Source organism: Nonomuraea sp. AD125B (genome assembly GCF_041402765.1).
In the GTDB taxonomy this organism is placed as follows: domain Bacteria; phylum Actinomycetota; class Actinomycetes; order Streptosporangiales; family Streptosporangiaceae; genus Nonomuraea; species Nonomuraea bangladeshensis.
In genome coordinates, this window is sequence record NZ_JBGLOU010000032.1 from 1 (window position 1) to 25994 (window position 25994).

Genomic DNA, 25994 nt, shown 5'->3' on the forward strand with positions numbered 1-25994 from the left:
GTTCCGGGGCAACGCCGACCCCCCGCCCCGATCACGCCGCCTGTCGCTCCCCGTGCCACGCGGGTTCCGGGTGCTGGTCCCGGTCGAACGGCTCAGCCTGGTGCGGACGGCCGAGCTCCTGATGGCCGTCATCCTCTTCCTCACGACCCAGGACATGGTGAGGGTCTGGGCGATCGTGGCCGAAGCAGGCGGCCGGATGTCGGTGCCGACCCCGGGGACGCTCGCGTTGCTCTGCGCCGTCGCGGCCGCGCTGCCGGTGGCGCTGCGCGACCGATGGCCGCTCGCGGCCTGGCGTACGGCCTTCGCGCTGCTGCCGCTCTCCTTGTGGACGACCCTGCGTGTCAGCGAGCCGCCCTACCCGGTCTTCACCGTGCTGTCCTACCTGCTGGTGCTCTACTCCGTCGCCGTGCGCTGCGACCGGCGGATCACCCTGGCCGTGTGGGTCCTCACCATGCTGACCGCGTGGATCGCGCACCCCGACTCGATGGCCGTCGTCACGGTCGTGGTGACCGTGGTCGTGCTGTTCGGCCACAACGTACGGGTGCGGCGCACCGCGACGTCCCGGCTGGCCGAGGAGGAGCGGCGCAGCCGGCTCGCGCAGGACGCGCAGGCGGTGCTGGAGGAGCGCGCCCGCATCGCCCGCGAGCTGCACGACGTGGTCGCCCACCACATGTCGGTGATCGCGATCCAGGCCGAGGCGGTGCCGATCAAGGCGGCCGGGGACCCGGTGCAGCTGGAGGCGGGCCTGGCGGAGATCCGCAACCTGTCGCTGGAGGCCATCGCGGAGCTGCGGCAGGTGCTGGGGGTGCTGCGCGACCAGGACGGCCGCACCGAGACCACGCCGCAGCCCGGCCTCGACCGGGTGGACGAGCTGGTGGCCAACGCCCGCTCCACGGGGCTGGCGGTGCTGATCAAGCGGTCCGGGCCGCTGGACGGGCTGGGGCCGGCCGTGGAGCTGTCGGCGTACCGGATCGTGCAGGAGTCGCTGAGCAACGCCATGCGGCACGCGCCCGGAGCCGCCGTGGGCGTGGAGCTCCTCCGCGAGGGCGACGAGCTACGGCTCCGCGTGGCCAACAGCCGGGGCACGGGCGACGGCGGGCCACCAGGAGCCGGCCAGGGGTTGGTGGGCATGCGCGAACGAGCGTCCCTGCTGGGCGGCACGCTGACGGCGGGCCCGACACCGAGCGGCGGCTTCGAGGTGGCGGCGACCCTGCCGATCACCGCCCCGAGGACCGCCGCGAACGAGACGGACGACAGATGAGCAGGCGGCACCCCTCGCCGGCCGATGGCCGGGCAACGGGCCGCGCAGTACGGGCCACCCTGCGCCACGCGCCAGCGCCGCGGGCGACGGAGCACGGTGGCCGGGAGAATGGTGTCCGGTGTCGAGGAACGGAGCCCGGCGCCCAGGAGAAGACGGCCGGCGGGCAGGCAGGACAGAGGTGCCCGGTGAGCGGGCGGGAGAAGGGGGACCGGTGAGCGGCGGAGAGAGGGGGGACGGTTGATCCGGGTTCTGATCGCCGACGACCAGGGGATGGTGCGCACCGGGTTCACGGTGTTCCTGAGCGCGCAGCCGGACATCCAGGTCGTGGGCGAGGCGGCCGACGGCCGGGAGGCGATCCGGCGGGCGGCGGAGCTGGCCCCCGACGTGGTGCTCATGGACGTCCGCATGCCGGTCATGAACGGCCTGGAGGCCACCAGGGAGCTGCTGTCCGGCGGCGGCAGGCCGCCGAAGGTGCTGATCCTGACGACGTTCGACCTCGACGACTACGTGTACGAGGCCCTGCGCGCCGGAGCCAGCGGCTTCCTGCTGAAGGACGCCTCGGCGGCGCAGCTCGCCGAGGCGGTGCGCGTGGTGGCGGCCGGGGACGCGCTGCTGGCTCCGCAGGTCACCCGCCGGCTGATCCACGAGTTCGCCCGGCTGGGCGCGCCCCGGCCGGCGGCGGGGCGGCGGCTGGCCGAGCTGACCGAACGCGAGACGGAGGTGCTGACGCTCGTCGCGCAGGCGCTGTCCAACCAGGAGATCGCCGACAAGCTGTTCGTGGCCGAGCAGACGGTCAAGACGCACGTCGGGCGGGTGCTCATGAAGCTCGGGCTGCGCGACCGGGCCCAGGCCATCGTCTGGGCCTACGAGAACGGCCTGGTCCGCCCTGGGGAATGACCGCCCAGGCGGGACAACCGGGGATGCAGGTGGAGGGTGCGCCGGGACGCCGGAGATCGTACAGTCGGCTGGTGGAACCGGTTGAGCTCTTCCAGCAGGCCGCGGCGACCGTCCCCGCCTACGGCGCGTTCCTCGCCGAGCACGGCGTCGATCCCGCCCGCGTCCGGACCCTTGAGGACTTCCGGCGGCTGCCGATGACCACGAAGGACGGCTACGTCCGCCGTCACCCGCTGCCCGACCTGTGCCGCGACGGCGTGATCGGCGACATGATCGCGGTGTCGTCGGGCTCGACCGGCGTGCCGTCGTTCTGGCCGCGTTCGGCCGCCGACGAGCGGGCCGTCGCCGCCCGTTTCGAGGAGGTCTTCCGCGACTCCTTCGCGGCCGGGGAGCGCCGCACGCTGGCCGTGGTCTGTTTCGCGCTCGGCACCTGGGTGGGCGGCCTGTTCACCGTCAACTGCTGCCGTCACCTGGCCGAACGCGGCTATCCGATCACGGTCGTCGCCCCCGGCACCGACCGCAGGGAGATCGCCCGGGTGCTGCCGGAGCTGGCCCCCCACTTCGACCAGGTCGTGCTGCTGGGCTATCCGCCGTTCCTCAAGAACGTCATCGACGCCGAGGACCTGCCCTGGCACGAGTGGGACCTCAAGCTGGTCACGGCGGGCGAGGTCTTCAGCGAGGAATGGCGGTCGCTGGTGTGCGAGCGGGCCGGGATCGCCGATCCGCTGCGCGGCATCGCCTCCCTGTACGGCACCGCCGACGCCGGCGTCCTCGCGAACGAGACGCCGCTCTCGGTCGAGCTGCGCCGCTTCCTCGCGGCCCGTCCCGCGGCGGCCAGGGAGCTGTTCGGCGCGTCGCGACTGCCCTCGCTCCTGCAGTACGACCCGCAGGCGCGCTTCTTCGAGGAGGACGCGGGGACCCTGCTGTTCTCCGGCGACAACGGCATCCCGCTGGTCAGATATCACATCGCCGACGAGGGCGGCGTGCTCCCGTACGACCGCCTGCTCGGCTTCGCCCGCGACCACGGCTTCGCTGTTCCAGGCCGATCGCGATGTTCTCCGGGTAGACGTTCGCGCCGTAGTAGGAGACGGTGAAGTGGCTGCGGCCGAAGACGTACACGAAGGGCCGCTCGGGGCCGGGCGCCGACGGGCTGACCCACCTGCTCCGCCTCAACAGCGAGTTCGCGGCCTACGTCCCGCCGCACCGCCAGCGGCCGGACATCCAGCTCCGCGAGACCGGCGACCCCGACTACTTCCCGCCCGGCGCCAAGCACCGCTACACCCGCGGCTGACCGGTCAATTCAGCGGTTCGAAGAGGTTGACCACGGACACGCCGGTCCCTGCGAAATCCTTCACATTCCTGCTCACCAGCGTCCAGCCGTGCACCCTGGCCGTCGCCGCGATCAAGTCGTCCGCGGTCGGGAGTGGACGGACGGCGTTCATCCGTCCCCATTCCTCCGTGACCTCTGGGGCGACGGGGATGATGCGGTCATCGAACTGCCGGTGAAGAGCGTGCAGCCAGCGTTCCAGAAGGGTCGCCTGGGCTGGATTCTTGGGCCTGCGGAGCTCGGCTCCACAGCGAATCTCTCCGACGGTCAGGGCGCTGAGGTAGAGCGTGGGTCCATGAGCTCCGCCGATCCAGTCCCTGACGTGCGGGCTGCCGTTGCGTTTGCGGACTTCGGAGACCACGTTCGTGTCGAGGAGGTAGCCGACGTCCATCAGTCGAAGTTCACCTCTCGGGGGAGGTCACGGTTCCGATCCCGCGAAGACTCGTACGCACGTCACTGGGTACAGAAGAAGGAAACCAGGCTTTGATGACATGGTGTCATCAAAGGGTTGACGTGCGCTCCCAGTGTTTGTGACACTTCGTCATGAAAGTACCGTGCGATTGAGGTGGGCCGTGACGACGTCGTTCTCCGAGACCTTGAGGAACGCCACCTGGGGCGACCACCAGTCCGCCGAGGCCGAAGGCTACCTGACCGAGCTCATGGCGGGACGCCTGACCGAGCACGAGTACGGCGAGATGGTGGCTCAGCACTACTTCGCGTACGTGGCCCTCGACGGCGTCTCCCGCGAGCTGGCCGACCACCCGGTCGCGGGCGCCTTCGTCTTCCCCGAGCTGTACCGCGAGGCGGCGCTCGAACGCGACCTCACGACGATCTACGGCCCGTCGTGGCGCGACCGCGTCACCCCTTCCAGGTCCACGACCGCGCTGGTCGACCGGATCCGCAAGGTGGCCGACTGGCCGTGCGGCTACATCGCCCACCACTACACCCGCTACCTCGGCGACCTGTCCGGCGGCCAGTTCATCCGGATGGAGCTGCAGAAGATCTACGGCTACGACAGGGGCGGTGGCGTCGACTTCTACTTCTTCGACGAGCTGGGCAGCCTGCCCCGCTTCAAGAACGACTACCGCTCCCGCCTGGACGCCCTCGACCTGGACGAGCGCGAGCGGCAGCGGATGATCCGCGAGGTGCGGCTGGCGTACCGGCTGAACACGGACGTCCTCACCGAGCTGCTCGACGTCGTCAGGACCGCGGCCTGACCCCCGGGCGGTACGGGTCCCGCAGCGGCGTGACGCGCTCGGCGAACTCCTCCTTGAGCCGCGCCAGCCGGGGGCCCGCCGTGTAGTGGCGGCCCTTCGTCTCCCCGTACGGCTGGAGCCAGCGCTTGGCGGTCAGGTCGCGCAGGTCACGGGCGGCCTGGCCCTGGCTGAGGTCCTCGTCGGCCTGGTAGCGGCTGCGGCGCACCCGGCGGCTGACGAAAGCCTCGTACAGGGCGGACACGCAGCGCGTGTTGAGGCCGTCGCGGTCCACCTCGCCTTCGAGCAGCGTCCACACCTCGCCCGCCTCGGCCAGGCGCTGGCGTACGCGCTGGGCCTGCAGGTGGTGGGCGCGCAGGCAGAAGCGCACCCACGCGAGCGTGTCGCCGTGCGGCTGCCAGTGCCGGCCGCCGACCGCGCCCAGCACGTCGTAGTAGTCGACGGTGACCCGATGCCGGCCCAGCCACTCCTCGATCGAGGAGAACTCCGGTGTCGTGATCTGGTCGCGGCCGAGGACGAGGGTCTGCAGGGCGCGCGACATGCGGCCGTTCCCGTCGCGCCAGGGATGGATCTTGACGAGGTTGAGGTGGGCCATCGCGGCCCGGACGTGGCTCGGCAGGTCCAGGTCTCCGTCGTTGAGCCAGCCCACTAGCTCGTCGAGGAGGCCGGGGACGAGGGCGGCGTCGGGGCCCTCGTACACGACCTCGCGGGAGAGGGAGTCCCGGATGTAGATGGGACCGGGGCGTACCAGCCCAGGGGTGTTGTGGCGGTGGTGGCCGATCATCATGAAGTTGAGCGCGTTGAGCATGCCGAGGTCGTAGCGGAAGAACGGGGCCTTCGACAGGAGCGCGATGCAGGTGAGCGCCTGCTGGTAGCCGCCGATCTCCTTGGCCACGGCGTCAGAGGCGTCCAGCGGCTCCTCGCCGGCCATGATCGACTGGATGTCCTCCACGCTCGCCTGGTAGCCCTCGATGGAGTTCGAGCCCTGGATGGCGCGGGCCTGGAGGTGGCGCCGCAACTGGCCGTCCCATCGGTGCGTCTCGGCGAGACGGCGGGTCAGGTCCCGCCGCATGTCCCCGACCTCGTCGAGCACCACCTGGTCCGCCGCTTCGAGGACGGGCGTGCCGTACAGCATGAGGACATCGAAGCATGAACGGATCATCCGCCGCGGGCCTACCATGGGCCTATGCCCAGGATCTCGGCCGCCACCATCGGTGAGCATCGTGCTCAGACGCGCGACCGCATCCTCCAGGCCGTCTCGCGCCTGTCGAGGACGCAGGGCATCGACGCGATCTCCATGACCGACGTGGCGAGCGAGGCCGGCATCACCCGCACCGTGCTCTACAACTACTTCCCGGACAAGGCGGCGCTGCTGCTGGCGTTCACCGAGCGGGTGACGAGCTACTTCATCGACAGCTACGAGCGTGAGCTGCCCGCCGGCGCCTCGCCGGCCGACCGGCTGCGGGCGTTCGTACGGCTGCAGCTGGAGGGGCTGCTGGCGCATCCGCACCCGGGGGCGGCCGATCTCGGCGCGGCGCTCGGGCCGGACGCCTACCAGCAGCTCGCCGAGCACGTGGCGCCCATGCAGCGGGTGCTGGCCGGGATCCTGGAGAGCGGGGCCGCCTCGGGCGACTTCCGGGTGGTGGACGTCGCGGCGACGGCGCGGATGGTCCTGGCGGTGATCGGCGCCGAGCGGGTGCCGCTGATCAGCGGGAGCGTCACCGTCGAGGCGGCGGCGGCGCTGGTGTCCGAGTTCGTCCTGCGGGCGCTGGGCAGTCCGGCGGAGGCAGGCAGCCGGGGGGAGGCAGTCGGGCGGGCGGAGGCAGGCAGTCCGGCCGAGCTGGGCAGTCCGGCTCAGCCTGGCAGTCCGGCCGACCTGGCCAGTTCGGCCGAGCTGGGCGCTGCGGTGGAGCAGTGAGCGGTCCCGTTCAGGCCGGCGGGCATCTGGAGCTGAAGTCCGCGCGCGGCCGGTGGGTGTTGCTCGCGACCGTGCTCGGCTCCGGGCTGGCCCTGCTGGACAGCACGATCGTCAACGTCGCGCTGCCGTTCCTGGGGCGTGAGCTGAACGCGGGCATGGCCGGGCTGCAGTGGACGGTCAACGCCTACACGCTGACGCTGGCCGGGCTGATCCTGCTGGGCGGCTCGCTCGGCGACCGGTACGGCCGGCGCACCGTCTTCGTCATCGGCACGATCTGGTTCGCGGTCGCGTCGGCGCTGTGCGGGCTGTCGCCGAACATCGAGTTCCTGATCGCCGCCCGCGCGCTCCAGGGCGTCGGCGGGGCGCTGCTGACGCCGGGCGCGCTGGCGATCATCCAGGCGTCGTTCGCCCGAGCCGACCGGCCGCGGGCGGTCGGGGCGTGGTCGGGGCTCGGCGGCGTGGCCAGCGCGGCCGGGCCGCTGCTCGGCGGCTGGCTGGTGCAGAGCGCGGGATGGCGGTGGGCGTTCCTGGTCAACCTGCCGTTCGCGCTGCTGGTCGTGGTCGTGGCGGTGCGGCACGTGCCGGAGTCCAGGGACGAGCAGGCGGCCGGGCGGTTCGACGTGCTGGGCGCGGCGCTGGCGGCGCTGGCGCTGGCCGGGATCACGTACGGGTTGATCCAGGGGGGCGCGCCGGTGCCGCTGGCCGTGGGGCTGCTGCTGGCCGCGGCGTTCGTGGTGGTCGAGGTGCGCCGGTCGCCGGACGCGCTGGTGCCGGTGGGACTGTTCAGGAACCACGTGTTCACGGCGGTCAACGTCGTGACGCTCGTCATGTACGCCGCCATGGGCGTGGCGTTCTTCCTGCTGGTCGTGCAGTTGCAGGTGGTGTCGGGGTTCTCGCCGATCGCGGCGGGCCTGGCGATGCTGCCGACGACCATCCTCATGCTGCTGCTGTCGGCCAAGGCCGGGGACGTCGCCAAGCGCTACGGCCCCCGCTGGCCGATGACGATCGGCATCCTGCTGGCGGGCGCCGGGTTCGTGGCGATGAGCACGATCGGGTTCGGCGCGTCGTACCCGCTGCGGGTGCTGCCGGCGGTGACGATCTTCGGGCTCGGGCTGTCGGCGGCGGTCGCGCCGCTGACCGCGACCGTGCTGGCCACGGTGGACGAGCGCTACGCGGGCACCGCCAGCGGCGTCAACAACGCGGTGGCCCGCACCGGGGGCCTGCTGGCGGTGGCCGCCGTGCCGCCCCTGGTGGGGCTGGTGGGCGAGGCGTTCCAGAACCCGCCGGTGTTCGACGCCGGGTTCCGGGCCGCGATGCTGGTCAGCGCCGCGATGATGGCGGTGTCGGCGCTGGTCACGTTCGTGACCATCCGGACGAACGTGCTCGCCCCAGAATGATCAGAACGTGAAGGGCTGGCTGCGGACGCTGTTGTCGAAGTTGGACAGCAGCAGCTCCGGCTCGCCGGTCGCGCGCAGATCGGGCAGGCGGGTCAGCAGCTCGCGGTACATCGTGCGGATCTCCTGACGGGCGAGGTTGGCGCCGAGGCAGAAGTGCGGGCCGGGGCCGCCGAAGCCGACGTGCGGCTTGGTCTCGCGGGTGATGTCGAAGGTGTCCGGGTTGGGGAAGACGGTCTCGTCGCGGTTGGCGGAGCCGTAGAAGAGCACGACCTTGTCGCCCTTCTTCAGCTCCAGCCCGCGCAGGGAGTAGTCCTCGGTGACCGTGCGGCGGAACTGCATGATCGGCGAGACGTAGCGGACCATCTCCTCGACGGCGTTGCCGATGTGCTTGTCGAAGTCGCTCATCAGCAGCTCGCGCTGCGCCGGGTTGTCGGTGAGAATCTTCAGGCCGTGGGCCATGGTGTTGCGCGCGGTCTCGTTGCCCGCCACCAGCAGCAGCGAGAAGAACGAGCCGAGCTCCTTGTCGGTCAGCTTCTCGCCGTCGACGTTGGCGGTGACCAGCAGCGAGACGAGGTCGCCCTTGGGGTCGGCGGCGCGTTCGTGGCCGAGCTTGATGACCATGCGCTGGAGCGCGAGCAGGGCCAGCATGTTCTGGCCGGCCATCTGGACGCTGCGGGCCAGGCTGGGCCGTACGCCGGTGTAGGCGGTGGAGATGTCGACGTGCTGGTGCACCTTGTCCCGCAGCTCCTGCGGGATGTCCAGCATGTCGCAGATGACGTGGATCGGCAGGCGGGCGGCGACCTGCGACACGAAGTCGCGGGGACCCTCGCGGACCACGTCGTCCACGATGCGGGCACAGGCGGCCTCGATGTCGCTCTGCAGGCCGGCCAGCATCTTGGGGCTGAACGAGCGGGTCACGATGCGGCGCAGCCGGGCGTGTCGGGGATCGTCCATGTTGACCATGGACTCGCCGAACACCTGCTTGATCCAGCCGGGCGGCTCGGGATTGGTCACCGCGGGCTCGCTGGAGAAGATCTTGGCGTTGCGGCTGGCCTCGACCACGTCCGCGTGCCGGACGAGGGCGTAGAAGCCCTTGCCCGAGCGCAGGAAGGGCACTTTCTTCTCCGGGAAGAACACCGGATGCTCCAGCTGACGGAGCCGGGCGAAAGCCTCGTGCCGCTCTTTCAGCGGTTTGCGCCAGAAATCCAAATCCGCGAGATCGATGTCCACGCGACTATCCTGGCACGTTCCCACCGCGTTAAGCCCGAGTTCGCGCCGGGAGGACATCACTGGTCGTATGAACGCGCTGCTCGCCGCCCTCCTGGCGGTTCCGCTCGCCTCCGGCACGGCTCCCGCGGCCCGCCCGTGCGGCGGCCACCCGCTCGACTTCGACGGCGACGGCCGCGCCGACCTCGCCGTCGCCGCCCCCTACGACCGCGACCGGGCCGGCTCGGTGGCCGTGCTGTACGGCTCCGGCACGAAGGTCACCCTCACCCAGGGCGACGGGGCCGAGCCGGGCGACTCGTTCGGCTCGGCGCTGGCCGTGGGCGACTTCGACGGCGACGGGTGCGCGGACCTGGCGGTCGGCGTGTCGGAGGAGTTCGCAGGCGAGCGGGTGCCCGGCGGCGACGGCAACGGGGTCGTGCAGGTCTTCCGCGGCTCCCCCGCCGGGCTCGTCAAGGGCGAGGAGCTGGCGCTGCCCAAGCCGTCCAGCGACCGGTTCGGGGCCGCGCTCGCCGCCGGGGACCTCGACGGTGACGGCGTGGACGAGCTGGTCGTCGGCGCGCCCAGCCACCGCTCGGGCGGCGCGGTCGCCGTGTACGGGCTGAAGGGCCGCGAGCCGTACGTGATCACGCAGCGGACGACGTGGGTGCGGCAGTCCGCGCAGGTCACCGACCAGTGGGGGGCCGCGCTCGCCACCGGCGACTTCGACGGCGACGGCCGGGACGAGCTGGCCGTCGGCGCGCCCGCCGACAGCGTCACGCAGGACGGCCAGGGCTCGGTCACGGTCGTCGACGTACACCGCAAGCGGGCAAGGCTGCTCACCCAGAGCACCCCCGGCATCACCGGCGCCGCCGAGAAGTGGGACGCCTTCGGCGCGGCGCTCGCCACCGGCGACTTCGACGGCGACGGCCGCGACGACCTCGCCATCGGCGTGCCGGGCGAGGGCCTGAGCGCGAACCAGCGGGCCATGGACTACGGCGACGGCACGGTGGACGTCCTGTACGGCTCGCGCGGCGGCCTCAGCACCGCTCGCGCCGAGGCGTGGTCGCAGAACACCCTCAAGGGGCGGCCCCGCTACTACGACCGGTTCGGCTCGGCGCTGGCGGCCGGCGACTTCAACGGCGACGGCCGCGACGAGCTCGCCATCGGCGTGCCCGGCGAGCGCGCGGTGCAGGTGCTGGCCGGCAGCGCCGGCGGCGGGCTGACCCGCAAGGGCAACCTGCTGATCAAGGGCGAGGGACGCGACTTCGGCGCCGCACTGGCGGCGCTGCCCGGCGGCGGACGGTTCCGATCGCTGGAGCGGAACGAGTCGCTGGTGCGGGGCGGGGCGCCGCAGGGGCTCGTGGTGGCCGCCCCCGGCCAGGGGCTGGTGATGTACGCGCCCGGCTCGCGGACGCGGGGCCTGCGCCTCGGCCAGGTCCGCGAGATCGCCAAAGGCACCGGCCTGTACGGCTACGCCTTCGGCTGAGCCGGGCCCTCCCGCGGCCGGTCCGCCGTCGGCGGAGCTGAGCCCTTCGCCCAGCCGCCAGGCGATCGGCCACGCGTTACGGGTTCGGCTGATCCGTGCCTTCCCCCGGCCGGTGCGCCGGCAGGATCACCCGGAACAGCGCCCCCTTGCCCGGCTCGCTCTCCGCCACGATCACCCCGCCGTGCGCCTCCACCAGCGTCGCCGCGATCGACAGCCCGAGCCCCGACCCGCCCGTGCTCCGCGCCGGATCGGCCCGGTAGAACCGCTCGAACACCCGCTCGCCCACCTCCGGCGGGAACCCCGGCCCTTCGTCGGCCACCTCGACCACGGCGTGGTCGCCGTCCACGCCCACCCGCACCTGGAACGGCGTGCCGGCGGGCGTGTGCGCGAGCGCGTTGCCGACGAGGTTGCCCAGCACCTGCGCCAGCCGCGGCTCGTCGCCGGTCACCAGCACCTCGCCGTCGCCGCCGAAGAGGCGTACCAGCTCGATACGCCGGTCGGGGGCCAGCGTCTGCGCGTCGATCACCGCCGTGGCGGCCAGGCTGAGCAGGTCGACCGGCCGGGTGGCGAGGGCGCGCCGCTGGTCGAGCCGGGCCAGCAGCAGCATGTCCTCCACCAGCAGGCCCATGCGGGCCGCCTGCCCCTCGATGCGGCCGAGGAGCCGGACGGCCTCGTCCAGGTCCTTCTCCTCCCCCAGCCGGTACAGCTCGGCGAACCCCCTGATCGAGGTGAGCGGCGTACGCAGCTCGTGCGAGGCGTCGGCCATGAAGCGGCGCATCAGCTCCTCGGAGCGGCGGGCCGCGGTGGCGGAACGCCGGGCCGACTCGGCGGCCTCCTCGCGCTCGCGCACGGCGTCCTCGATGCGGGCCAGCATGGTGTTGAGCGAGCGGCCGAGCTTGCCGACCTCGGTGGTGCCGGACCAGAGGGGGACGCGGCGCGACAGGTCGCCGCCCGCGATGTCGTTGGCGGTGCGGGAGATCTCCTGGAGGGGGCGCAGGCTGCGGCGTACCAGCCAGTGGCAGGCGAAGCCGAGCACGATCACCGTGCCGCCACCGCCCACCGCGACGATGAGGCCGAGCTGGGAGACGGTGTCGTCCACGTCGCCCAGGTTGATGGCGATCACCCGGCTCTCGTCGTCGCGTCCCGGCACGGCGACGACCCGCCAGGTGGGCCCGGCGGCATCGACGGACTCGACGGTGAAGGGCCGGCCCCCCAGCTCGGCCACGTCGGCGGCGGCCAGTCGGGGCAGGCTCGGCGTGTGCGCGGCGGTGGACTCGCTGAGCGTACGGACCGGCGCGCCCCTCGCGTCCAGCACCACCACGTGGAACAGGCCGAGGAAGCGCTGCGGCCGGGTGCCCGCGAGCCGCGGCTCCGGCGGCGGGAGCACGTCACGCGGGGCGGCCGCGGCCCTCAACTGCTGGTCCACCCGCTCCACGAGGTAGCCGCGCAGCAGCCGCACCGCGAACAGGCCGGTCAGCGTGATCGCCAAGGTGACCAGCAGCAGGGTCGCCGACACCAGCCGGAGCCACAGCGGCGTCCTGGCCAGGTGCTTGCGGAGCCTGCTCGGCATCGCGTTCACAGACCGCGCGGCGGGCGCAGGATGTAGCCGACGCCGCGCAGGGTGTGCAGGTACTTGTGCTCGCCGGTGTCGACCTTGCGGCGCAGGTAGGAGACGTACGACTCCACGAGGCCGACGTCGGTGCGCCAGTCGCCGTTCCAGACGTGGTCGAGGATCTGCGTCTTCGACAGCACCCGGCCCACGTTGAGCATGAAGTAGCGCAGCAGCCGGAACTCCGTCGGCGACAGCTTCACCGGCAGGCCGTCGCGCCACACCTCGTGGGTCTCCTCGTCCAGCTCCAGGTCGGCGACGCGCAGCCGGTTGGGCGGCGGGGTGCCGCGCCGGGTGCGGCGCAGCACGGCCCGGATGCGCGCGATGGTCTCCTCCAGGCTGAACGGCTTGGTCACGTAGTCCTCGCCGAGGCCGAGCCCGGCGATGCGGTCCTCGGGGGTGTCCTTGGCGGTCACGAACAGGACGGGGACCCGCCGGCCGCGCGAGCGCAGCCGGCCCGCGACCGTCATGCCGTCGAGGTCGGGCAGCATGATGTCGAGCATCACCAGGTCGGGGCTGCTCTCCTCGGCCACCCGCAGCGCCTCCCGGCCGTCGGCGGCGGTCAGCACCTCGAACCCGGCCATGCGCAGGCTGGCCGAGAACAGCTCCCTGATGTTGGGCTCGTCGTCGACCACCAGCAGCCTGGCCTCGGGCTCGGGGCTCATCGCGGTCCGCCTCCCGGGAACTGCCGGCCGCCCTGGGTGATGGCGGAGGCCGTGACCGAGCCGTCGGCGCCCTGCTCGCCGCGTACGGTGACGTCGCTGCCCTGCTCCAGGTCGGTGACCTTGCCGGGCTTGGAGATCTGGACCGTGGTCTGGTCGGTGGTGGTGACGGTGACCGTCTTGCCGTCCGCGGTCTTGACGTACACCTTGCCGTCCTCGACCTTCTCGACGGTGCCGAACGTGCCGCCGCCCATGCGCTGGCCACCGCCGGGGAAGCCGCCGTTCCGCTGCTGGCCGTAGCCGGGAGGGCCGCCGCCCTGCTGCTGGCCGGTGCCGGCCGCCGGGCGCTGCCCGCCGGCGACGGCGGGCGTGTCGTCGCCGAAGAGCTTGCCCGCCTGGATGCCGATGAGGATGCCGGCCACCAGCACCACGCCGGCGGCCAGCGCCAGCGTGACCTTCGACCTGCCCTGGCGCGGCTCGACGGCGAGCTCCTCCCCCAGGTCGTCGGGGAACGGCGAGGAGTCGAGCTTCGACATGTGACTCTCCTTACTCGTGGCGCAGGGCCTGGATCGGCCGGAGCTTGGCCGCCCGGTTTGCCGGATAACTGCCGAAGAACAGACCGATGCCCACCGACACGCCCAGGGCCAGCGCCACCGACGACGGCACGAGGACCGGCTCGATGCCGGCGATGCTGAACCTGGTGCCGATGAAGGCCACCAGCACGCCCGACAACCCGCCCACCAGGCTCAGCAGGGTGGCCTCCACCAGGAACTGGCCCAGGATCGCGCCGCGCGGCGCGCCGATCGCCTTGCGGATGCCGATCTCGCGGGTGCGCTCGGTGACCGTCACCAGCATGATGTTGGTGATGCCGATGCCGCCCACCAGCAGCGAGATCGCGGCGACCGCGCCGAGCAGCACGGTGAAGGTGCCGGTCGCCTCACTGACGGTCTCCTGCAACGTGGCCTGGTTGAGTATGCGGTAGTCGGGGTTGTTGCCGGTGATGCCATGTCGTTGGTTGAGAATAGCGGTGACCTCGGACTGCGCCGTCGTGGTGGTGCCGGCGCCGGTCGCCTGGACGACGATCTGGCCGAGCGAGCCGAACCCGCTCAGGCTCTGCTGCACGGCCGGCAGCGGCGCGATCGCGATGTCGTCGGCGTCCTGCATGCCGGTGGACCCGGCCTCCTTGAGCACCCCGACCACCGTGAACGGCACCCCGGACACGCTGACCTGCTTGCCGATCGGGTCCACCGTCCCGAACAGCTCCTCGACGACGGTCCGGCCGAGCACCACGACCTTCCGCGCGGCCAGCACGTCGTCGTTGAAGAAGTACGTGCCCTGGGCGACGGGCTTGTTCATCGCCTCGAAGTAGCTGGGGTAGGTGCCGACGAACTGGGAGATCGCGTGGCTGGCCGGCCCGTACACGGCCGTCGCCGAGGAGGCGTTCACGACCGGCGAGACGCTCTTGACCGACGGCGCGAGCGTCCGGTCGGTCAGCGCCTTGGCGTCGGCCAGGGTGAGCTGCCTGGCCTGGGTACGCGGCCCGGTGTTGCCGCCCCCGCCCGCCCCGCCGGCGCGGAAACCGCCGCCCCCGCCGCCGCCGCCCGAGAACGACGGGGAGATCGTGAGGGTGTTCGCGCCGAGGCGCTGGATGTTCTGCTGGATCGAGCGGGAGGAGCCCTCGCCGACGGCGACCAGCAGGATGACCGCCGCCACGCCGATGAGGATGCCGAGCGTGGTCAGCACGCTGCGCATCTTGTTGGCCAGCAGGCCGCGCAGCGCGAAGCGGAGGATCTCGAACTGGTTCATCCGGCTGCCGTCCTCGGGGGCGGGCCGTCCACCGGCGCCTGCCTGCGGTCCTCGACGACCTCGCCGTCCACCAGGCGGATCACCCGTTTGGCGTGCGCGGCGACGTCGTCCTCGTGCGTGATGCAGACGATCGTGCGGCCGGCCGCGCTGAGCCGGTCCAGGATCTGGAGCACGTCGTTCGTGGAGGCGGTGTCCAGGTTGCCGGTCGGCTCGTCGGCCAGCAGCAGGGCCGGCGCGGTGACCAGCGCCCGCGCCACGGCGACGCGCTGCTGCTGGCCGCCGGAGAGCTGGTTCGGCTCGTGGTGCACGCGGTCGCGCAGGCCGACCTCCTCCAGCGCGGCCAGCGCGCGGGCGCGCCGTTCGGCCTGGGGGACGCCGCCGTACACGAGGGGCAGCTCGACGTTGGCCAGCGCGCTCATGCGCGGGATCAGGTTGAAGGACTGGAAGACGAACCCGACCCGCCGGTTGCGCAGGATCGCGAGCTGCCGTTCGTTCAGGCGGCCCACGTCGGCGCCGTCGATCAGGTACGTCCCCGAGGTCGGCACGTCCAGGCAGCCGAGGATGTTCATGAGCGTGGACTTGCCGGAGCCGGAGGCGCCCATGATGGCCACGTAGTCGCCCTGCTGGACGTCCAGGCTGACGCCGCGCAGGGCGCGGACCCTGGCGTCGCCCTCGCCGTATTCCTTGACCAGGTTCCGTACCCGGAGGACCGGCACGTCCTCCACGACGCGCAGCCCGGCGGTCATCGCCCGCCCCCGGGTATGCCGCCACCGCCGGGGAAGCCGCCGCCGAAGCGGCCGTTGCCGCCCTGCGTGGTGCCGGTCGAGGCGGCCGGGGGCACGATCTGCTCACCCTCCGAGACGCCCGACCTGATCTCGGTCAGGGTCGTCCCTTGTACGCCGACCTCCACCGGGGTCCGGGTCTGGCGGCCCTGCCGGAGCACGGTGACGGTGGTCTGGCCGCCGCTGGTGGAGATCGCCGTGGACGGGACGGCGACGACGTTCTCCGCGCGGCCGGTGACGACCTCGACGGTGGCGGTCTGGCCCAGCCGCACCTCGTCGGGCACCTCGGTGAACGTCACCGTGACCGGGTACTGGACGACGTTGTTGCTGGTGGTGGCGACCGGCTCGATCTGGGTGACCTTGCCGGTGGCGCTCACGCCGGGCAGCGCGTCGAACGTGACCGTGGCGCTCTGGCCCTTCTTCAGCTTGCCGACATCGGACTCGGTGAAGGTGCCGACGAGCTGCAGCTTGGTGGTGTCGGCCAGCTCGACGAAGCCGGAGCCGGACGTGGACGTGGAGGTGGACCCGCTGGAACTCTGCGACTGACCCTGCCCTGCGCTGCTCTGGCCGCCCGAGCCGCCGGCGTTCGCGCCGACCGAGCCGTTGACGGCCGTGACGGTGCCGCCGAAGGGGGCCTTCAGCACCGTGGCGGCGGCCGTCCGCTGCGCCTCGCGGTAGGAGTTGCGGGCCTTGACGTAGGCGGCGTAGAGCTGCGCCGTGTCCGTGCCGTCGGCGAGGGCGCTGTCGTAGGCGGCCTTGGCCGCCGACAGGTTCTCCTGGGCGGCGGCGTCGTCCAGCCGGGCCAGGAGCTGGCCCTTGCTCACCTTGTCGCCGGCCTTGACGTAGATCTTCTCGACCGTGCCGGACGTGCCGAAGGACAGGGCGCGGAACCTGGCGCTCTCGACCGCGCCCGTGGCGGACATCGCGGCCACGACCGTTCCGCGGCTCGCCGTCACCGTCCGTACGGCGCTCTCGCTCGCCGCCTCCTCCGTACCGAGCTGGGAGTAGGCGAACGCGGCCCCACCCAGCAGGAGCACCGCCAGCGCTCCGTTGGTCATCAGCGCTCCGCGGCTCTTGCGCGATCTGCGCCTGTTCGACACCTTCACGAGCGGTGACCCTTGCACACCAGGCTGCGTCGCAGCCGCGAGCAAGCTGAACGTTCGCTGACAGCGGGCCCGCCCCTGCGGGCGCACAGAGAACTTGCAGGCGGCTCGCAGGCTGCCGCGAACCTGCTTCGCCAGGATGATCCGTCATGAGACGGACTTTCGCGCTGGGCGGGCTCGCCCTGGTCGTGCTCGCCGCCGGGTCGGGCGTGGCCGTGCTCGCGACGCGCGACGACTCCCCCGCCGCCGTCCAGGTACGGCTCGCCGCGGCGCAGCGCGGGCAGGTCACGGCGGTGGTGAGCGCCGCGGGCAGCACCGTGGACGGCTCCCGCCGCGACCTGGCCTTCGGCTCCTCAGGCACCGTCACCAAGGTGTACGTCAAGACGGGGGCGAAGGTGAAGAAGGGCCAGGTCCTGGCCCGGATCGACGGGCGGGAGGCGCGGGAGGCGTACGAGGCGGCCAAGGCCGACCTGGCGGCGGCCGAGGAGGCACTGGACAAGGCGTCCACCGCCAGCTCCACGACCACGGGCACCTCCACGTCCGCGGGCACGTCGGCGTCCAAAGGCGCATCCGCGACGCGCGGTGGCACGGACTGCACCCCTGTCGGCGGCAAGCCCAGCGCCACGGCGTCCGGCCGTCCCGCTGGAACCCCCTCGGCCACCCCGGCCGGCACCCGGACCAGCGCCGCCGCCGCCACCGGCGGCCCTGCCGGGGGCGCGCTGCTCGGTCCCGTCCGCTCCCCCGGCCACGGCGGCACGACCTCGCCGACCCCCGAGCCGACCCGCACCCCGCGTCCCACGGCCACGCCGACCGCCACTCCTACCTCCACCCCGACCACCCCGACCACCCCGACCACCAGGCCCACCGAGCCCGAACCTGGATCCACGGTGACCGTCACCGCCACCGTGACGGCCACGGTCACGGTCACCGAAACCGTCACCGCCCCGCCCCAGGACGACGGGACGCAGCAAACCCACCGCCCGGCCGCCTCCCCCACGTCCAAGCCGTCCGCCACGAAGAGGCGGACCACCGCCGGCAAACCCTCGGCCCGCCCGGACACCGGCTCCTGCGCCCCCTCCACCGCCCCGTCCACCAGCCCGAGGACCGCCGGCCAGGGCACCACCAAGGAGCAGGCCACCGCGAACGTGGACCGCGCCGAGGCCGCCCTTGAGGAGGCCGCCGACGCCGTACGCGCCACCCGCATCCTCGCCCCGGCGGCGGGCACCGTCCTCTCGGTGGCGGGCGCGCCCGGCGACCAGGCCGGCACCGGCACCTTCATCAGCCTGGGCGACCTGGACGAGCTGCAGGTCCAGGCCATGGTGACCGAGTCCGACGTGAACCGGCTGCAGCTCGGCCAGCAGGCCGCGATCACCCTGGCGACCCGCCCGGGCGAGCGTCACACGGGCACGGTGACGGCGATCGCGCCGACCGCGACGAGGGACGGTCAACTCGTCCGCTACTCGGTCACCCTCGCCTTCGACGAGCCGCCGACCGGCCTGATGCTGGGGCAGACGGCCTCGGTGACGGTCACCACGGACGCGGCCGCGGACGCGATCTACGTCCCGGCGGCGGCGGTCCGCAGCAGGCCGGACGGCGCCCAGGTGATCACCGTACGGTCCGGTGGCCGTGACCTGGCCAAGGTGGTGGAGACGGGCGTGCGCGGCGACCAGTACGTCGAGGTCACCTCGGGCCTGACCGAGCGCGACCAGGTGGTGATCTCGGACGGCACCACGGGTGAGTTCCCCGACGGCGCCTGGCCCGATGCCTGACGCGTCCGGCGTCCCATGATCCCCGGGCCGCGACCCGGGCCCGCCCCGCCCCCCGGCGGCCTCGGGAGAGGGCGGACCTGCCCCCGGGTCGCGGCCCGGCCTCGTTGCCGGGCCGCCTGTTGAGCGGATCCTCAGTTTGCTCTCAGCGGGCGTTCAGGGAGTCGGCCGTCAGCGTGAGCCGGTGCGAGGTCTTGGCGGGCGCGCCGCGCCGTGAGACGCGGTCGAGCGTACGGAAGTCGACCGACAGCTCGTCCCTGGTGAGCCGGGCCATGAGGTAGCCGCGGCGCTGGTCGATGTAGGAGAAGTGGGGGTTCTCCCGCAGCGCGGCGGCGATCCACTCCCGGTCGCGGTAGCCGTCGCCGTCGCTGGCGATGGACGAGGTGATCAGCTCCTTCGCGACGACCGGCGAGTCCGGGTCGTCGAAGTCGGGCTTGAGCTCGGCCAGGTGGTGCATGTGGGCGTCGCCGGTCAGCACCACCGGGTTCGCGGTACGCGACAGCGCGCCGAGGAGGCGGGTGCGCTCGGCGGCGTACCCGTCCCAGGAGTCCAGGTTGACCTCGCGGCCCGGACCGGTCCTGAAGTCGCGCTGGGCCACCATGATCTGCTGGCCGAGCAGGTTCCAGCGGGCGGTGGAGCCGTGCAGGCCGTCCTCCAGCCAGCGCCACTGGTCACGGCCGAGCAGGGTGCGCCGGCCGGACAGCCGCTCGTCGCAGCCCGCCCGTACGCCGTCCAGGCAGGCCTGGTCGTCGCGGAACTGCCGGGTGTCGAGCAGGTGGAAGCGGGCCAGCGTGCCCCAGGAGACGCGCCGGTTCACCCGCAGCGAGGTGCCCCGCAGGCTGGCGCGGCGCAGCGGCATGTTCTCGTAGTAGGCGCGGAACGCGTGCGCCCGCCGCCCGGCGAAGCCGGTCGCGCCGGTGCTGGAGACCTCGCCGGCCCAGTTGTTCTCCACCTCGTGGTCGTCGAAGGCCACCAGCCACGGCGCGCCCGCGTGCGCCCGCTGCAGGTCGGGGTCGCTCTTGTACTGGGCGTGGCGGAGGCGGTAGTCGGCCAGGGTCCGGCACTTGCCCGGCGTGTGGGTACGGACGCGACCGGCCAGGGCGGTGTAGCCGCTGGGGCCGTACTCGTACATGTAGTCGCCGAGGAACACCACGAGGTCGGGCTCCTGCTCGGCGAGGCGGCGGTAGGCGGTGTAGTAGCCGTGCTCGTAGTGCGCGCAGGCGGCGACGGCGAACGTGAGCGGCGTTGTCGCGCCGGCAGGCGTGGTGCGGGTGCGGCCGGCCGGGGACAGCCGGCCCTCGGCGCGGAAGCGGTAGAAGTACTCGCGGCCCGGCTCCAGGCCGGACAGCTCGACGTGCACGCTGTGCGCGCCGCGGGCGCGGGCGGTGGCGGTGCCTGACCGGACGACCTTGGAGAAACGTTCGTCGGCCGCGACCTGCCAGCCCACCTCGACGTCGCGGGAGGGCATGCCGCCGCGGCCGTCGCCGCCGAGAGGGTCGGCGGCGAGCCGGGTCCACAGCACGAAGCCGTCGGCCGACGGGTCGCCGGAGGCCACGCCGAGCGTGAACGGGTCGGAGCGGAGGGTTCGGGAGGTTCTGGACGAGGTGGCCGAGGCGGGGGCGGCCCACGCCGGTGAGGTGACGAGGCCGGCCGCCGCTGCGGTCAGGAAGGCTCTGCGGTCCACGTACCAGGTATGTCCGGCCGGGCTGACCCGCCCGTGGCCGGGGAGTCAAGGCCCGGTGAACAGCAACGGTCGTCCTCAGGCGGCGAGCACGGCCCCGAGGGCGGCGCGCAGGTCGGCGGAGCCGGTGTAGAGCAGGCCGGTCATGCCCGCGCGTTCGGCGCCCTCGACGTTCTCGAGGCGGTCGTCGATGAAGACGACGTCGGCCGGCTCGGTGCCGAGCGCGCGGGCGACCTCGTCGTAGATCTCCCGGTCCGGTTTCACCAGGCCCATCCTGCCGCTGTAGAAGCGGCGTGCGATGGCGGCGATCCACGGCAGCTCGTCCAGGCCGTCGCCGAGGCAGATCGGCGCGTTGGACAGCAGCGCCACGTCGCGGCCGTCGGCCAGCAGCTCGCCGAGCAGCGCGACGGTGCCCTGGTCGGGGTGGGCCCAGCCGGCGACGTCCATGGCGACCAGGCGGGCGACCTCGCTGTGGGTGACGGGCCGGCCGAGCACCGCCGCCCAGTAGGCGTGCGGGGTCAGGTCGGCCCGGTCGAAGTCCAGCCGGTGCCGCCAGTAGCCGGTCACGAACGCCTCGGGGTCGGCGTTCATCGCGCGGGCCATCTCCAGGGTGTCGGCCTCGGGCTGGGGCAGCGACAGCACGCCGCCGTAGTCGAACACGATCCAGGTCATGCCAGGAATGGTCGCAGATGCGGGTCGAGCGCGGGGCAGCCCAGGTATTTCTCGGCCGTGTGGAAGTCGAGCCAGTCGAGGTTGACCAGCTCCTCGGCGTCCACGCCGGTGAAGCAGCCGCCCAGGCCGGGCGGGATGGCGGCGATGTCGTCCTTGTCGGCGATGTTCACCCAGCGGGCCACGCCGGGCGGCCGCTCGCCGCGGCCGTTGATGGGGGCGGGCAGCAGCCGTTCGAAGACGACGTTGCGCATGCCGAGCGGGCTGCCGAGGGTGATCAGCAGCTCGATCCGCAGGTCGGGGTTGGCCCACAAGGTCTCGTACGCGACGACGCTTCCGAGCGAGTGCGCGATGACCACCTTGGGACGGTTGCGGCGGACCGTCTCGGCCACGGCCTGCCGGCACCGCTCGCGCCTGGCCGCGTCGGTGAGGTAGGCCGCCACCTCGGGCGCGAAGAGCTCGGCGAAGGCCGTGGACCGGGCGTCGAGCGCGGTGAGCAGCCATCCGGTGAACGCCCTGAGCGCGCCCGTGACCTGCTCGCCCAGCCCCCGGTTGCGCGCCCACTCCAGCAGGACCTGCTGGGCGGGGGCGTCCATGGCGGCCAGGGAGCGCGCCCGCGCCTCGCCGTCCCGCAGCAGGTGGGAGAAGTAGGCGATCTCGCTGAAGTAGTGTCCGTCCCCCTTGCCGCCGAGGGCCGCGTGCAGGTAACGGTCCCACTTCAACCGCATGGCCTCCGCCGCCCCGGCGGCCGAACCAGCCTCCTGGAAGTAGTCGTACTTGCCGATGCCGTGCACCCCGACGATGACCGCCACTCCTGCCTCCCTCATGCGCGTATCCAAGGAAATACCGTTGGAATCGGCATATGTCATCCAGATACGGTGACACTCGGTCAAGGACCCACGATCCATCCCGACAGGAGTTCCGCTCATGCCCGGCCCGCTGGTCGTCAACGACGCCGTCGTCATCCCCGACGCCGAGCTCGTCTGGCGCTTCTCGCGTTCGTCGGGGCCCGGCGGCCAGGGCGTCAACACCACCGACAGCCGGGTGGAGCTCACCTTCGACGTGGCGGCGAGCACAGCGCTGCCGCCCGCGCTCAAGCAGCGGGCGCTCGACCGGCTGGGGTCGGCCACGGTGACGATCGCCGCCTCCGAGTACCGTTCGCAGCTCAGGAACCGGGAGGCCGCCACGCAGCGGCTGGCCCAGCGGCTGCGCGAGGCCATCGCCCCGCCGCCGAAGCGGCGGCGCCCGACCAAGCCCAGCCGGGGCTCCGTCGAGCGCCGCATCGCCGCCAAGAAGCAGCGCTCGGACATCAAACGGCTGCGCCGCGGCCTCTGAGCCGGCGCTTCCCGGGGAGAGGGTTCAGAGGGAGAGCACGGGCTCGCGCAGTCCGAGGGCGGGCTCCATGACCTCGTCAAGGACCGGTTGCGCCGGCTGGGCCAGGCACAGCTGACCGATCACGTCACGTACCTGCGCGCGCAGGACCGGGTCGGCGAGGCGGCCGTCCTCGTCGAAGTGCCGGCGGCCGGGCAGGATCACCAGCTCGGCGCCCGTCACCACGGCCCCGGCGATCTGCAGCCTCTTGTACAGCTCCGCCTGGGCCCACATCGCCCCGCACGCCCGCGCGCTCGCGCTCATCACCGCGACCAGCCGGCCCGCCAGCACCCCGGACGCGGCCAGCCAGTCAAGGGTGTCGATCAGCTCGTCCGGCAGCAGGCTGTGCTCGGGCGCCGTCACGACCACCGCGTCCGCCGCCAGGATCAGCCGGATGAGCTCCCCCACGGGCGCGGGCATCGGCCCCGGCTCGTACGGCGGCATCTCCCCCAACCCGGACCACACCTCGAATCCGACGTCCTCGGGCAACTCACCGCCCGCCGCTCCCAGCAGCCTGTTGACGAAGGAACCGGCGTGCAGGCCGGCGGCGATGCCGATGATTTTCACCCTCTGCTCCCAAGGGGGTCCGGTGTTACCGGAAACCTGCCCGATGCGTAGGTTGTCCAAGACCATGCCCGAGTCAAGAGTGGTTTCCGCGCCGCAGCTCTACCCCTGGTGCGGGAGTTAGTCCTCGGATTCCGGACGTCTTCTGAAGATCGGCGCGAGCACCCGCAACATGAGGATCGCCGAGATCATCAGCAGGTTGTAGCCGATGAGGTGGTAAAGCGTCGCCCCCGGCATGATCTGCGGCCCGCCGTCGTTGGCGAGCAGCATCACCCCCATGACGCCCGACGTGGCCCCGAGCACCGTCAGCAGCACCTGGTGCAGCAGCCCGGTCAGATAGCGGCGGTCGCGCTCGTCGGCCAGCAGCCGCACATTGAACGCCAGCCGGCCGTGCTCGGCGGCGCTGGCGATGCGCTCGACCCGGCGCGGCAGGCGGCGCAGCATCGGCAGCAGCGCGGCCAGCTCCTGCGTGAGCGTCTCCCGCACCGCGGCCGGCTCGGCCCGCTCGGCGATGTGGCGGCCCGCGAACGCGCGGGCCTCGCCGATGAGGTCGAAGCCCGGCGACAGGCGCACCAGCGTGCCCTCCAGCGTGGCCAGCGCGCGGAAGACGGCCGCCACCTCCGGCGGCACGGACAGCCCGTACGCCGTGACGATCCTGAACAGGTCGGTGAACATCTGGACGCTGTCCATGCCCGGCCCCAGATGGCGGGCCATGAACTGGCCGAGCGCGCGTTCCAGCGCGGCCTCGTCGATGTCCTCGGGGCGGGGCACCACCTCCAGCAGGGCGTCGGTGACGCCGAGCGGGTCCTGGCGGTCCATGGCGAGCAGGAAGCGTTGCAGGGCGGAGCGGACCGCGGCGTCCAGGCGGCCCACCGAGCCGAAGTCGAGCAGGCCCAGGGCGCCGTCGTCGAGCAGCATGAGGTTGCCGGGGTGCGGGTCGGCGTGGAAGACGCCGTCCACGAGGATCTGGCGGAGCAGGCAGTCGAGGAGGTCGCGGGCCAGGCGCGGGCCGTCCTCGGGCGCGGCATCGGTGACCGGCCGCCCGGACAGCCGCCGCATGACCAGCACCTGCTCGGTGCAGAGCGCCGTCATCGGCGCCGGGTACCGGACGCGCGGGGCGCCCTCCGCGTTGGCGGGCGGCTGGGGGGCGGTGACGGCGGCCATGTTGGCGGCCTCCACGCGGAAGTCCAGCTCCTCGCGGATGGCCGCCGCGAACCCCTCCGCGAGGTCGCGCAGCCCCAGCGAACGGCCCCACCGGGTGCGGGACTCCAGCGTGGCCGCCAGCCGCCGGACGATGTCGAGGTCCTTGGCCACCACCCTTCCGATGCCCGGCCTGCGTACCTTGACCACGACGTCCTCGCCGCCGGGCAGCCGGGCGGCGTGGACCTGCCCGATGGAGGCGGCGGCCAGCGGCGTACGGTCGAAGGCGGCGAAGACCTCCTCCACCGGCGCGCCCAGCTCCGCCACCAGCACCGGCTCGATCTGCGCCCACGGCGCCGGGACCACCTGGTCCTGCAGCCGCCCCAGCTCCTCGACGAACTCGGCGGGCAGCAGGTCACGCCGGGTGGACAGCACCTGGCCGAGCTTGACGAACGTGACGCCGCCCTCGTCCAGCGCCTCCCGCAGCGACCTGGCCAGGCGCACCTTGCCCGTACGGTCCTCCAGCCGCTCGCCCCGGCCGCGCAGGTAGGGGCCGAGGCCGTGCTTGATCGCGATCCTGGTGATCTGCGAGTAGCGGCGGGCCCGCGAGACCCGTCCCCGCACCGAGCGCAGCAGCTCCACCGGCCCCGGCAGCGAGCCGGGCGGGACCAGCGCCTCGGCCAGCACCAGCAGCACCATGGGGATGAGCACCATGGCCATCGTGGCGAGCAGCAGGACACCCAGCGCGCCCGCGTCCGGCACCTGCCCGTCCGCGGGGATGTTCATCGCCGTCAGCAGCGGACCGAGCAGCGGCTGCGCCAGCAGGAACGCGGCCAGCCCTGCCACGAGCGTGCGGACCGCGCCGAACCTGACGCCCAGCAGCCGCTGCGCCGCCAGGGCGAGCAGGATGATCGTCAGTAACGCGAACAGGGCGATGAGCAACTGGGCCAGGACGTCCATGGGGCAGGATCATGGCACGTCCGGCCCGCGCGTCCCGCCACGGGCCGACCGTTTCCCGACCCGTGGGCCGGAACGACCGTCAACCGAGGCCGGCGTCGACCGGGGCGGCCGTCAACCGAGGCCGTCAACCGGGGCCGTCAACCGGGGCCTGCGTCACGGCCGTCAGCCGAGGCGGGCGGCGGCGCGGGCGCGGCGCTCCTCCCGGCGCTCGACGAACCTGGCGGCCGTCGCCTCGGTCCTGTCCAGGAACGCGGCCAGCTCGTCGCGGGCCGCCTCCCCCTCGGGGCCGAGCCCGGTCTTGTCGAACACCGACCACTGCCGCAGCACCGGCATGAGCACGTCGTCGAGGTGCAGGCGCAGGTCGTAGATGCCCTCGTTGGCGATGATGAGGGCCTTGCGGGTGAAGCCCTCCATGCCCTGGCCGGGCATCTGGAACGTCGTGACGACGTCGGTCACCGCGCGCATGGTCTGGCCCGGGTCGAGCTCGAAGGCCGCCTTGAGCAGGTTGCGGTAGAAGAGCATGTGCAGGTTCTCGTCGGCGGCGATGCGGGCGAGCAGGCGCTCGCAGCCCTCGTCGCCGGAGGCCCTGCCGGTGTTGCGGTGGGCGATGCGGGTCGCGAGCTCCTGGAAGGAGACGTAGGCGAGCTGCTGGAGCATGGTGCCGTACTCGGTGGCGAAGCCCTGCTCCATGTGGTGCATGCGGGCCCGCTCCAGCGCGACGGGATCGACCGCGCGGGTCACCGTGAGGTAGTCGCGGATGGCGGTGCCGTGCCGGTCCTCCTCGGCCGTCCAGCGGTGCACCCAGGTGCCCCACGCGCCGTCGCGGCCGAACGTGGTGGCGATCTCGTGGTGGTAGCTGGGCAGGTTGTCCTCGGTCAGGAGGTTGACGATGAGGGAGACACGGGCGGCCTCGGGGATCTTCGAGTCGCTCTCCTGCCACGCCTCGCCCCCGTAGATGCCGTCGAAGTCACGGCCTTCGCTCCACGGGATGTACTCGTGCGGGAACCACTCCTTGGCCATCTTCTCGTGGCGGTCCAGCTCGACGGCCACGACGGGCTCGAGCTCGTGCAGCAGCTCCGTCTGAGTCATCGCCATATATGATCTTCTCCTTCAGGTTACGGTACCGTAGGTTAGGCTACCTGAAGGACCTACCGGTCAAAGAGTGTGGGCGTCTATGA

Annotated in this window: 25 protein-coding genes; 10 read left to right on the forward strand and 15 right to left on the reverse strand. The window is 72.6% G+C overall.

What is annotated here, in order from left to right:
• The 4 genes from ACBR40_RS45840 to ACBR40_RS45855 form a co-directional block, all read left to right on the forward strand.
• A partial coding sequence (locus ACBR40_RS45840) for a sensor histidine kinase (RefSeq protein ID WP_371252818.1) occupies window positions 1-1261 on the forward strand: 1261 nt, incomplete at its 5' end.
• Between the two features lie 237 nt (window positions 1262-1498).
• Window positions 1499-2158, forward strand: a complete 660-nt coding sequence (locus tag ACBR40_RS45845; RefSeq protein WP_344205828.1) for a response regulator transcription factor — start codon at window positions 1499-1501, stop codon at window positions 2156-2158.
• A gap of 71 nt (window positions 2159-2229) precedes the next feature.
• Window positions 2230-3249: a phenylacetate--CoA ligase family protein gene (locus tag ACBR40_RS45850; protein ID WP_371252819.1), complete on the forward strand. Its 1020-nt coding sequence runs from the start codon at window positions 2230-2232 to the stop codon at window positions 3247-3249.
• On the forward strand, window positions 3246-3446 hold the full coding sequence (locus ACBR40_RS45855) for a hypothetical protein (RefSeq protein WP_371252820.1): 201 nt from the start codon (window positions 3246-3248) through the stop codon (window positions 3444-3446). The genes ACBR40_RS45850 and ACBR40_RS45855 overlap by 4 nt, the downstream gene beginning before the upstream one ends.
• A gap of 4 nt (window positions 3447-3450) precedes the next feature.
• On the opposite strand, the gene ACBR40_RS45860 is transcribed toward ACBR40_RS45855, so the two are convergent.
• Window positions 3451-3873 carry a type II toxin-antitoxin system VapC family toxin gene (locus ACBR40_RS45860; protein ID WP_371252821.1) on the reverse strand — a complete coding sequence of 141 codons (423 nt, stop codon included), beginning with the start codon at window positions 3871-3873 and terminating at the stop codon, window positions 3451-3453.
• A gap of 181 nt (window positions 3874-4054) precedes the next feature.
• On the opposite strand from ACBR40_RS45860, the gene ACBR40_RS45865 reads away from it, so the two are divergent.
• Window positions 4055-4699 carry a biliverdin-producing heme oxygenase gene (locus ACBR40_RS45865; RefSeq protein WP_344205826.1) on the forward strand — a complete coding sequence of 215 codons (645 nt, stop codon included), beginning with the start codon at window positions 4055-4057 and terminating at the stop codon, window positions 4697-4699.
• On the opposite strand, the gene ACBR40_RS45870 is transcribed toward ACBR40_RS45865, so the two are convergent.
• Window positions 4683-5831: a Fic family protein gene (locus tag ACBR40_RS45870; protein WP_371252822.1), complete on the reverse strand. Its 1149-nt coding sequence runs from the start codon at window positions 5829-5831 to the stop codon at window positions 4683-4685. The two genes, ACBR40_RS45865 and ACBR40_RS45870, sit on opposite strands and share 17 nt — an antisense overlap.
• A gap of 51 nt (window positions 5832-5882) precedes the next feature.
• Between ACBR40_RS45870 and ACBR40_RS45875 the strand changes: the two genes are divergently transcribed.
• Together ACBR40_RS45875 and ACBR40_RS45880 are read left to right on the forward strand one after the other, a co-directional pair.
• Window positions 5883-6614, forward strand: coding sequence for a TetR/AcrR family transcriptional regulator (locus ACBR40_RS45875; RefSeq protein ID WP_371252823.1), 732 nt, complete (start codon window positions 5883-5885; stop codon window positions 6612-6614).
• Complete coding sequence (locus ACBR40_RS45880) at window positions 6611-8011, forward strand: MFS transporter (protein ID WP_344205822.1); 1401 nt, start codon at window positions 6611-6613, stop codon at window positions 8009-8011. The genes ACBR40_RS45875 and ACBR40_RS45880 overlap by 4 nt, the downstream gene beginning before the upstream one ends.
• On the opposite strand, the gene ACBR40_RS45885 is transcribed toward ACBR40_RS45880, so the two are convergent.
• Window positions 8012-9241: a cytochrome P450 gene (locus ACBR40_RS45885; RefSeq protein ID WP_371252824.1), complete on the reverse strand. Its 1230-nt coding sequence runs from the start codon at window positions 9239-9241 to the stop codon at window positions 8012-8014.
• Between the two features lie 67 nt (window positions 9242-9308).
• Here ACBR40_RS45885 and ACBR40_RS45890 point away from each other — a divergent pair, with 67 nt between their 5' ends.
• Complete coding sequence (locus ACBR40_RS45890; protein ID WP_371252825.1) at window positions 9309-10703, forward strand: FG-GAP and VCBS repeat-containing protein; 1395 nt, start codon at window positions 9309-9311, stop codon at window positions 10701-10703.
• Between the two features lie 76 nt (window positions 10704-10779).
• On the opposite strand, the gene ACBR40_RS45895 is transcribed toward ACBR40_RS45890, so the two are convergent.
• The 6 genes from ACBR40_RS45895 to ACBR40_RS45920 are packed head-to-tail and all read right to left on the reverse strand — an operon-like array spanning window position 10780 to window position 16620.
• Window positions 10780-12273, reverse strand: a complete 1494-nt coding sequence (locus tag ACBR40_RS45895; protein WP_344205819.1) for a HAMP domain-containing sensor histidine kinase — start codon at window positions 12271-12273, stop codon at window positions 10780-10782.
• Between the two features lie 5 nt (window positions 12274-12278).
• Window positions 12279-12977, reverse strand: a complete 699-nt coding sequence (locus tag ACBR40_RS45900) for a response regulator transcription factor (RefSeq protein WP_344205817.1) — start codon at window positions 12975-12977, stop codon at window positions 12279-12281.
• A complete protein-coding gene (locus ACBR40_RS45905; protein ID WP_371252826.1) occupies window positions 12974-13510 on the reverse strand; it encodes a hypothetical protein in 537 nt (178 codons plus the stop codon). The genes ACBR40_RS45900 and ACBR40_RS45905 overlap by 4 nt, the downstream gene beginning before the upstream one ends.
• A gap of 10 nt (window positions 13511-13520) precedes the next feature.
• A complete protein-coding gene (locus ACBR40_RS45910; protein ID WP_371252827.1) occupies window positions 13521-14780 on the reverse strand; it encodes an ABC transporter permease in 1260 nt (419 codons plus the stop codon).
• Window positions 14777-15526: an ABC transporter ATP-binding protein gene (locus tag ACBR40_RS45915; RefSeq protein WP_344205814.1), complete on the reverse strand. Its 750-nt coding sequence runs from the start codon at window positions 15524-15526 to the stop codon at window positions 14777-14779. The genes ACBR40_RS45910 and ACBR40_RS45915 overlap by 4 nt, the downstream gene beginning before the upstream one ends.
• Window positions 15523-16620: an efflux RND transporter periplasmic adaptor subunit gene (locus ACBR40_RS45920; RefSeq protein WP_371252828.1), complete on the reverse strand. Its 1098-nt coding sequence runs from the start codon at window positions 16618-16620 to the stop codon at window positions 15523-15525. Before ACBR40_RS45920 ends, ACBR40_RS45915 begins: the two co-directional genes overlap by 4 nt.
• Window positions 16621-16814: 194 nt before the next feature.
• On the opposite strand from ACBR40_RS45920, the gene ACBR40_RS45925 reads away from it, so the two are divergent.
• Window positions 16815-18434 (forward strand): efflux RND transporter periplasmic adaptor subunit, encoded by a 1620-nt coding sequence (locus ACBR40_RS45925; RefSeq protein ID WP_371252829.1) that lies wholly within the window; start codon window positions 16815-16817, stop codon window positions 18432-18434.
• 142 nt (window positions 18435-18576) lie between these two features.
• Here the strand turns inward: ACBR40_RS45925 and ACBR40_RS45930 are convergent, their stop codons facing one another.
• The 3 genes from ACBR40_RS45930 to ACBR40_RS45940 form a co-directional block, all read right to left on the reverse strand.
• Complete coding sequence (locus ACBR40_RS45930; RefSeq protein WP_371252830.1) at window positions 18577-20115, reverse strand: alkaline phosphatase; 1539 nt, start codon at window positions 20113-20115, stop codon at window positions 18577-18579.
• A 75-nt stretch (window positions 20116-20190) separates the two neighbouring features.
• A complete protein-coding gene (locus ACBR40_RS45935; protein ID WP_371252831.1) occupies window positions 20191-20784 on the reverse strand; it encodes an HAD family hydrolase in 594 nt (197 codons plus the stop codon).
• Window positions 20781-21608: a hypothetical protein gene (locus ACBR40_RS45940; protein ID WP_371252832.1), complete on the reverse strand. Its 828-nt coding sequence runs from the start codon at window positions 21606-21608 to the stop codon at window positions 20781-20783. Before ACBR40_RS45940 ends, ACBR40_RS45935 begins: the two co-directional genes overlap by 4 nt.
• A gap of 100 nt (window positions 21609-21708) precedes the next feature.
• On the opposite strand from ACBR40_RS45940, the gene arfB reads away from it, so the two are divergent.
• Window positions 21709-22116 (forward strand): alternative ribosome rescue aminoacyl-tRNA hydrolase ArfB, encoded by a 408-nt coding sequence (gene arfB, locus ACBR40_RS45945; protein ID WP_344205804.1) that lies wholly within the window; start codon window positions 21709-21711, stop codon window positions 22114-22116.
• A gap of 24 nt (window positions 22117-22140) precedes the next feature.
• Here arfB and ACBR40_RS45950 read toward each other — a convergent pair whose 3' ends face one another.
• The 3 genes from ACBR40_RS45950 to ACBR40_RS45960 form a co-directional block, all read right to left on the reverse strand.
• Window positions 22141-22719 carry an NAD(P)H-dependent oxidoreductase gene (locus tag ACBR40_RS45950; protein ID WP_344205803.1) on the reverse strand — a complete coding sequence of 193 codons (579 nt, stop codon included), beginning with the start codon at window positions 22717-22719 and terminating at the stop codon, window positions 22141-22143.
• Window positions 22720-22836: 117 nt separating this feature from the next.
• A complete protein-coding gene (locus ACBR40_RS45955; protein ID WP_371252833.1) occupies window positions 22837-24816 on the reverse strand; it encodes an ABC1 kinase family protein in 1980 nt (659 codons plus the stop codon).
• 162 nt (window positions 24817-24978) lie between these two features.
• Entirely contained in the window at window positions 24979-25911 is a 933-nt protein-coding gene (locus ACBR40_RS45960) for an acyl-ACP desaturase (protein ID WP_371252834.1), read from the reverse strand.
• Window positions 25912-25994 lie beyond the last annotated feature (83 nt).